At 66.5% G+C, this 7,025-nt stretch carries 6 protein-coding genes; 3 read left to right on the forward strand and 3 right to left on the reverse strand.

Translation table 11 applies throughout. The features are described from left to right. Positions 1-328, forward strand: a 328-nt coding sequence (locus AC1DJT_RS32310) for a PLP-dependent transferase (RefSeq protein ID WP_476835674.1), incomplete at its 5' end; no start/stop codon positions are given. Between the two features lie 129 nt (positions 329-457). Here AC1DJT_RS32310 and AC1DJT_RS32315 read toward each other — a convergent pair. After that, positions 458-1,537 (reverse strand): COX15/CtaA family protein, encoded by a 1,080-nt coding sequence (locus tag AC1DJT_RS32315; protein ID WP_476835675.1) that lies wholly within the window; start codon positions 1,535-1,537, stop codon positions 458-460. A gap of 124 nt (positions 1,538-1,661) precedes the next feature. Here AC1DJT_RS32315 and AC1DJT_RS32320 point away from each other — a divergent pair, with 124 nt between their 5' ends. Further along, on the forward strand, positions 1,662-1,874 hold the full coding sequence (locus tag AC1DJT_RS32320) for a DUF2842 domain-containing protein (protein WP_069881058.1): 213 nt from the start codon (positions 1,662-1,664) through the stop codon (positions 1,872-1,874). Between the two features lie 92 nt (positions 1,875-1,966). Here the strand turns inward: AC1DJT_RS32320 and AC1DJT_RS32325 are convergent, their stop codons facing one another. Next, a complete protein-coding gene (locus AC1DJT_RS32325) occupies positions 1,967-3,019 on the reverse strand; it encodes a polysaccharide deacetylase family protein (RefSeq protein WP_476835676.1) in 1,053 nt (350 codons plus the stop codon). Positions 3,020-3,125: 106 nt separating this feature from the next. Between AC1DJT_RS32325 and AC1DJT_RS32330 the strand changes: the two genes are divergently transcribed. Further along, positions 3,126-4,403, forward strand: coding sequence for a GNAT family N-acetyltransferase (locus tag AC1DJT_RS32330; RefSeq protein ID WP_476770326.1), 1,278 nt, complete (start codon positions 3,126-3,128; stop codon positions 4,401-4,403). A 112-nt stretch (positions 4,404-4,515) separates the two neighbouring features. Here the strand turns inward: AC1DJT_RS32330 and AC1DJT_RS32335 are convergent, their stop codons facing one another. Beyond that, positions 4,516-6,690 carry a GumC family protein gene (locus AC1DJT_RS32335; protein WP_476835677.1) on the reverse strand — a complete coding sequence of 725 codons (2,175 nt, stop codon included), beginning with the start codon at positions 6,688-6,690 and terminating at the stop codon, positions 4,516-4,518. Between the last annotated feature and the right edge of the window lie 335 nt (positions 6,691-7,025).

Genomic DNA, 7,025 nt, shown 5'->3' on the forward strand with positions numbered 1-7,025 from the left:
GGTCAGCTATCCCGGCCTGGACGGCGATAAGTATCACGACCTCGCCAAGCGCTACTCGCCGAAGGGAGCGGGCGCGGTCTTCACCATCGGCCTGAAGGGCGGCTACGATGCGGGTGTCAAGCTGGTCTCGAACCTGCAGCTGTTCTCGCATCTCGCCAATATCGGCGATACGCGCTCGCTGGTGATCCACCCCGCCTCGACGACGCATCGCCAGCTCTCGGACGCACAGAAGACCGCGTCGGGCGCCGGACCGGAGGTCGTGCGCCTCTCGATCGGGCTCGAGGACGTGGCCGACCTGATCGGCGATCTCGATCAGGCGCTGATCTAGCATCCGGCAGCGCTCCGACGGGGCGTCCCCCCGGAAAAAATGCAGACCCGGGATCCCTCCATGAACCATTCCGGCCGGGATCCCGGGTCTCTTTCCTTTGCCGCTCGGAGCGACAGTGTTCCGGTGGCGTCAGGCCCGGACTGGATGCGCGGTGCCAGCCCCGCYCCGCGTGACATGTACGACTGTCATCGCCAGCACCATGAAGGCGAGCGCCTGATGGGCGAGCCCCGCCCAGAGCGGGACCACCAGAAGCAGCGTAACGACGCCGAGCGCGGCCTGTGTCAGGGTGAGGCCGGCAATCGCCGTTGCGCGCTTGGCACTGCCTGACCCAGGCGCTGCGCGGCGCATCGCAACGGCATGCCAGAGCGCGGCCGCCAGCAGCAGATAGGCGCCGATGCGGTGGTTGAACTGCACCAGGGCGACGTTATCGACAAAGTTCTCCCAGAGCGGCGTCTGCGCAAACAGCGTCGACGAAGCCGGAGCCAGCCCCCCATCCATCAGCGGCCAGGTGTTGAAGGTGAAGCCCGCACGGGAGCCGGCGACGAGGCCGCCTAGCGCGATCTGAGCGAAGGTGAGCACCAGCAACACCCAGGCGGCCAGGCGGCCCCTCGCCTGCTCGACCCGCCGCAGCGGGGTCAGCCAGGTGGCGAACGCGACAACGGCGGCGAAGAACAGGCCGGCGAAGGTGAGATGAAGCGTCAGCTTGACCGGGGCGACCGCGATCATGCCTGGCTGGAGCCCCGACGCGACCATGATCCAGCCGATCGTACCCTGCAGGCCAAGCAGCAGCCCCATGCCGAACAGCACGGCACTCTGGCGCCAAGGCAGGAGCCGGCGGAGGGCGACGACAAGGAAGCCGACGAGATAGACCAGGCCGATGAAGCGGCCGAGCTGACGGTGCCCCCACTCCCACCAGAAGATGAATTTGAATTCCGACAACGCCATGCCGGCATTGAGCAGCTGGTATTGCGGGCTCGCGCGGTACTTCTCGAATTCCAGCGCCCAGGCGGCGTCGGAGAGCGGCGGGATCGCGCCKGTGACCGGTCGCCATTCGGTGATCGAGAGGCCTGAGCCGGTCAGGCGGGTCGCGCCGCCGACCACGACCATCGCGAAGACGAGTGCCGCGACGATCCAGAGCCAGCGGCGGATGCCTGCGTGGTTGGCGGAGCTGACAGCGCCGCCACGCGGCTGATCGAGAGCAATCGTCACGGGATGGGGACCTCGGGTCGCAAATGTCGCGCTTCACAAGCGTCGTTGGGGGTGACAGATAGACCCGCGCGAAGACGCGAACAACGCCCGCAATGCCGCAGCCGCGCCGGCATGGAGACGAGAGATGACCCAGAGCCACCGCAAGCTGATCGGCACCGTGGTGATCCTGATCTTCGTCTGCGTCTATGCGCTGGTCGCCATGGCACTGGCGCAGGGGCGGATCACGGACGCGCCCAAGCTGGTGCAGACCATCGCCTATATCGCGCTCGGCCTCGCCTGGGTGCTGCCCCTGCTGCCGCTGATCAAGTGGATGGAGCGGAAGGACGGGCCACGCTGAGATCGGCCTGAAATGCGGATTGCGGCTTTCGGAAAAGCCGTTGCAAACATGGAAGTCTGGATCATCGGACGGGATATCCGGTCCGATGGGATCTAGGCGACATTCAGCCGCCGCCCCTTGTTCCAGAGCAGGAACGGCAGCCCCGACAGCAGCGCCCGCAGCGCTGCCTCGCTCTGGTGATAGCCGTTCAGCGAGACACGCGGCAGCGCATGCAGATGCCGCTCATGCCGATCGAAGAGATGGCCCGGCCGCGTGGTGACCGCGCTGGTGAAGCCAGCCGCCCTGGCCAGGGCGAATTCACGTTTGCCGGCGGAGCCCGGATCGCCGACGGGATAGGCGAAATGGCGCATGGGCAGGCCGAGCTCCTGCTCGAGCCGTGCCTTGCTCTCGACGATCTCGGCTCGGGCAAAATCCTCGGGATGCTTGGCCAGCATCGGGTGGCTCAGCGTATGCGCTCCAATGGTCACGCCGGGCGCGCCGGCGAGCGAGCGCAGTGTCTCCCAGGGCAGGCATTCGCGCTCGACCAGGGCTGCGCTATCGATGCCGGCCTGACGTGCAAGATCGGAAATCGTTGACAGCAGAATCGCTTCCGGCCCTTTGCGCAGACGCCAGTAGAGCGTCTCGAAGGTCAGCTGCTTCTCGCGATCAGATTCGGTGCGGGCCGAGAACCCGYCATCCGGCAAGTCCAGGGTGAAGCGCGGCAGAGCCCGGATCGCCTCCTCCATTTCCAGCCACCAKAGCCGCGCGGTGCGCTCGGCAAAGCCCGTCGTCACGAACAATGTCCAGGGCACGCCATGCTTGGCCAGGACCGGCCAGGCATGATCGAGATTGTCGCGATAGCCGTCGTCGAAGGTCAGCGCCACGAAGAAGCGCTGGGAGAGCGGGCTCTGCAGTMGCGCCACCGCTTCATCGAGCGAGACGATGTCATAGCCCTGAGCCTTGATCAGTGTCAGCGTCTGGTCGAGGAATTCAGGCGTGATCTCCAGCAGACGATTGGGGGCGAAGCCCCGCTCGCGCCAGGGCCGGACATGATGCAGGGTCAGAATCATGCCCGCGCCCTGAGCGAGGTCCTTCGCCCATCGGTCGGCGCCGGTCAGCGCAATCGCCTTGAATGCGGCGGAAAAGGCTTGGTGTCGCAGGCTCATCCGGCTCCGGGCAGCAACCGCTCGCTAATATTGTTCGCCGATGCTTCGGCTGGTCGAAGCCAACCTGGCAGGTTCGTTCACAATAGCGGGTTAAGGACAGCGAGGAATGCCGCCACCCGAGGGTCCAGAGACGATGTCTGCACTTGCCGAACGCGCCGGAACTCCGGCCTCGGCCCTGAACCTGACAGCGATCAGGAGCAGGGGGGAGCGCGCGCGCCCCTGGCACAGCATCACGATCAGCAGCGACCCTGCCGCCCTGGAAGCCGAGTGGCGCAGCCTGGAAGCGGCAGCTCTGGTGACGCCCTACCAGGCCTATGGCTGGATCAGGCCCTTCGTCGAGACGGTCGGGGCAGCCCACGGTACGGAGTTCCGATATGCCGCGCTGCGCGACGCGGCCGGGCGCACCCAGGCCATCCTGCCGCTGGCGCTGACACGGCGCAACGGCGTTCGCTTCGGCGAATTCATCGGCGGCAAGCACGCCAATTATCATATGGGGCTCTATGCCCCGGCCTTCGCTGTCGCCCTCGATACGGCCGGCGCGCGAGCCCTGCTTGTCGAGATCGGCACGGCCATTGGAGATCTCGACGCCTTCATCTTCGTCAACCAGCCGAAGGACTGGCAAGGCGTTCCCAACCCGCTCGCGCAGCTTGCGGCAGGGCCGAGTCCGAGCGGAGCCTACAAGCTCGCGCTGGAGGGACGAGACTGCGAAGGCTCGCTGCGGCGCTCGATGAGCTCGCATGCCCGCAAGAAGCTGAAGAACAAGCGCAACCGCTTCGCCAGCTTCGGCAGCTCAGTCCTGCTCAAGGCCGAAACCCAGGAGGATATCGAGCGGGTCGTTTCCGCTTTCCTGAGCCAGAAGGCGGCGCGGTTTGCCAGCATGGGCGTTCCAAACCCCTTCGCGGAGCCCGCCCTGGGTGACTTCCTGCGCCAGGGAGCAAGCCCTGACCGCACTGACACGCCCGTTCTCGAGCTCTACTCGCTCGATCTCGATGGCCGCTGTGTCGCAACCTATGTCGGCGCCGTGCAGGGCCAGCGTTTCTCAGGCATGGCCACATCCTTCGACATGGACGGCGACCTCCCCAAGTCGAGCCCTGGCGAGATCCTGCTGGTCGACTTGATCAAGCTGAAATGTCGTGCCGGAATCGAGGTCTTCGACCTCGGCGTCGGCGAAGCCCGCTACAAGACGACGGTATGCGACGACCGGGACGAACTCGTCGACACCTTCCTGCCGTTGACGCCGAAGGGGCATGCCTTTGTCCTGTTCAGCCGGGCCAAACGTGCCGCGAAGCGCAGGATCAAGAGCTCTCCAGTGGCACTGAAGCTCGCACAACGCGCCTCGGGCTGGCTGAACCGGAACCGAACACTCGCCACTGACGACGACTGAGCGGCAACGCCTCTCGCAAAATCAGATGCGCAAGGTCTGCGCATCTCGCAGGAGGTGCAGGGCCACGGGGCCCTGACGATCCCGGCCGCCCCCGGCCGGGATAAGCTTCGGCTCAGGCCATCGCCGCATCATGCTCGCGGACGGAAAATGGCACGCCCGCCGTCTCCTCGAGCTTGTCGACGACGAGAGAAACCGGCGCCGTCGTCAAATCGGCGAGCCGATAGGCGGCCTCCATGGCGTGCCCGTTGCCGATGCTGCCCGCCATGACGAAGACACCTTGCGCACGTCCGACCAGCGGTGCGAGCACGGCGCTCTCATCGCCCGAAGTCGCCGAGACCAAGACCCAGTCATAGGTCTCGCAGAGCGCATCGAGCGCCACCTCGACGATATCAGGCGCGGCCAGAACCGCCCTGCGCCCTGCGCGTCCAGCGCTGATGCGATGCAGCCGCGAGCCCGGTTCGCGCATGATGATCTCGGAGAACTGGGCCTCGCCGGCAAGAAGCTCGGAGAACCCCAGCTCATCCAGTTCGTCATCGTCGCTGGCAAGGTCGACCAGCACGCAACGGGAGTGGCGGGACAGCAGTTCCGCGAGATCCCGTGCCGACATCGCTTCGGGACCGGCCCCGTCGAGCAGCACGGCCAGCGGCGCCATCTCGGCGGGAGGCGCCGCAATTCGCTCGGAAAGCGCCGTAAGAGCCCCTTCGGGATCGGCCGCGGCCAGGGGAACCCGGCCCACTCGGCCGGTATGGGTCAGCAGCCCCGCAACGCGCTCGCGGCGCTCGTCTCCGTCGGACGGATGTTGCGCGGCCCCAGCCCCGCCGCCGCCGACCCAGCCCGGCGCACGCCGCGGGCCATTGGAGCCGGGCGATGACCCCGCAGTGCCGTTGAGGAGCTCACGCGAGACCACCATGGCGAGCGCGACGAGGAAGGTCGCGAGCGTCGCAACGAGGATGATCGGGATCTTCTTCGGGAAGGACGGCTCGGTGGGTTCGACGGCGCGCGAAATGATGCGTGCATCGGCCGGGCTGGCGTTCTGGGTGTCGCGCGCCACGGCCTCGCGATAGCGCTGCATATATTGCTCGAGCTGATCGCGCAGGGTGCGTGCCTCGCGCTCCAGCGCTCGCAGCTGCACTTCCTTGTCGTTGGCGCTCGAGACATTCTTCTTCTGCCCCTCGAGGGCGGCCGTGAAGCTGTCGACGCGCTGGCCGGAGATGCGTGCCTCGTTCTCCAGGGTGCGAACCGTGCGCTCGGCGGCCGCGCGGATCTGGCCCTCCAGATCGGCGAGCTGGGCGCTGAGTTCCTTGATGCGCGGGTGCCCGGGCAGGAGCGAGYGCGATTCCAGCGCGATCTGGGCGCGCAGATTGACGCGCTGCTCGATCAGACGGCGGACCAGTTCATTGTTGGCAACGTCCGGAATCTCGAAGGTCCKCCCGCTCTTCATCGCATCGCGAATGACGCTGGCCTTGGCCTGGGCCTCGGCCTGTTGACTGCGGGCATTGGAGAGCTGGGTGGAGAGGTCCGCCAATTGCTGTGCGGTGATGGTGGTGTTGTTCGTTCCGACGAGCAGTCCGTTGCGCGAGCGGAAGTCCTCGACCTTGCCCTCCGCCTCGGCGACGCGCTTGCGCAGCGGCTCGATCGTGGTTGAGAGCCAGGACGAAGCGCTGCGCGCGGTGTCCTGCTTCGCCGCCTCCAGCATCTCGAGATAGATATTGGCGATCTCGTTGGCTCCGCGCGCCGCCAGCGCCGGATCGCGCGACGTGAACTCGATCGCGACGATGCGGGACCGGCCGACCGGGAAGACCAGCAGGCGGTCGTAGAATTGATCGAGCACGCGTTCTTCGGGCGAGCGATCGGCCGGATGCGCGCCCAGCCCGACCAGCACGCCAAGCCGCTTCAGCGCACTCAGCGCGCCGGCGCCCGAATCGAATTCGGGATTGCCGACGAGGCCGATGCGCTTGATCGCCTCGCGAGCGAGGTCACGCGACATGATGACCTGGACCTGGCTCTGCACGCCCTCGCTGTCGAATTGCTGGCTTGTGGCTTCGGCCCCGCCCTGCCCCGGACGGGTATAGAAGCTGTCCCGATTCTCGAGCAGGAGCCGCGCCTCGCCCGTGTAGCGCGGCGTGACCAGATTGACGGCGACGAAGGAGAGGCCGAGCGCCAGCACTGTGGGGCCGAGCACCCAGAGCTTGCGCCGCTTGATGGCGGCCCAGAGCGCGGAAAGATCGAGCATGTCGCCGCGGCTCTCGCCGGCATCCCGCATTCCGTCATCGGATCGAGAGGTCATGACTCACCCATTCACGCAAAACTCGCGCGCCCAGCACAGGACGCAGGGTCAATCAAAGCTGATTAAGGTTATTGGCGAGTTAAGAGGTGGCGGCATCTCCAGCGAGGGGGGGGGCAGCGAGGGAGGTCGTGCTCAACTTTTGTTAACCATAGCCACCCTAACGTGACGGCAGAATTTGGATGGACTGAATATGCGATGAGTCGATCACTCGCCCCACTGGCCCTGGCGGTCGCACTAGCGACGAGCGCCTGCGCGCCGCGCTATGCAGCGCAGGAACTCGCGATCGTCGACGTCAATGTGCCCTATCGGCTCGCCAGCGGCGACCGGCTGCGCGT

Source organism: Allobosea sp. 05T422_2 (genome assembly GCF_056396265.1).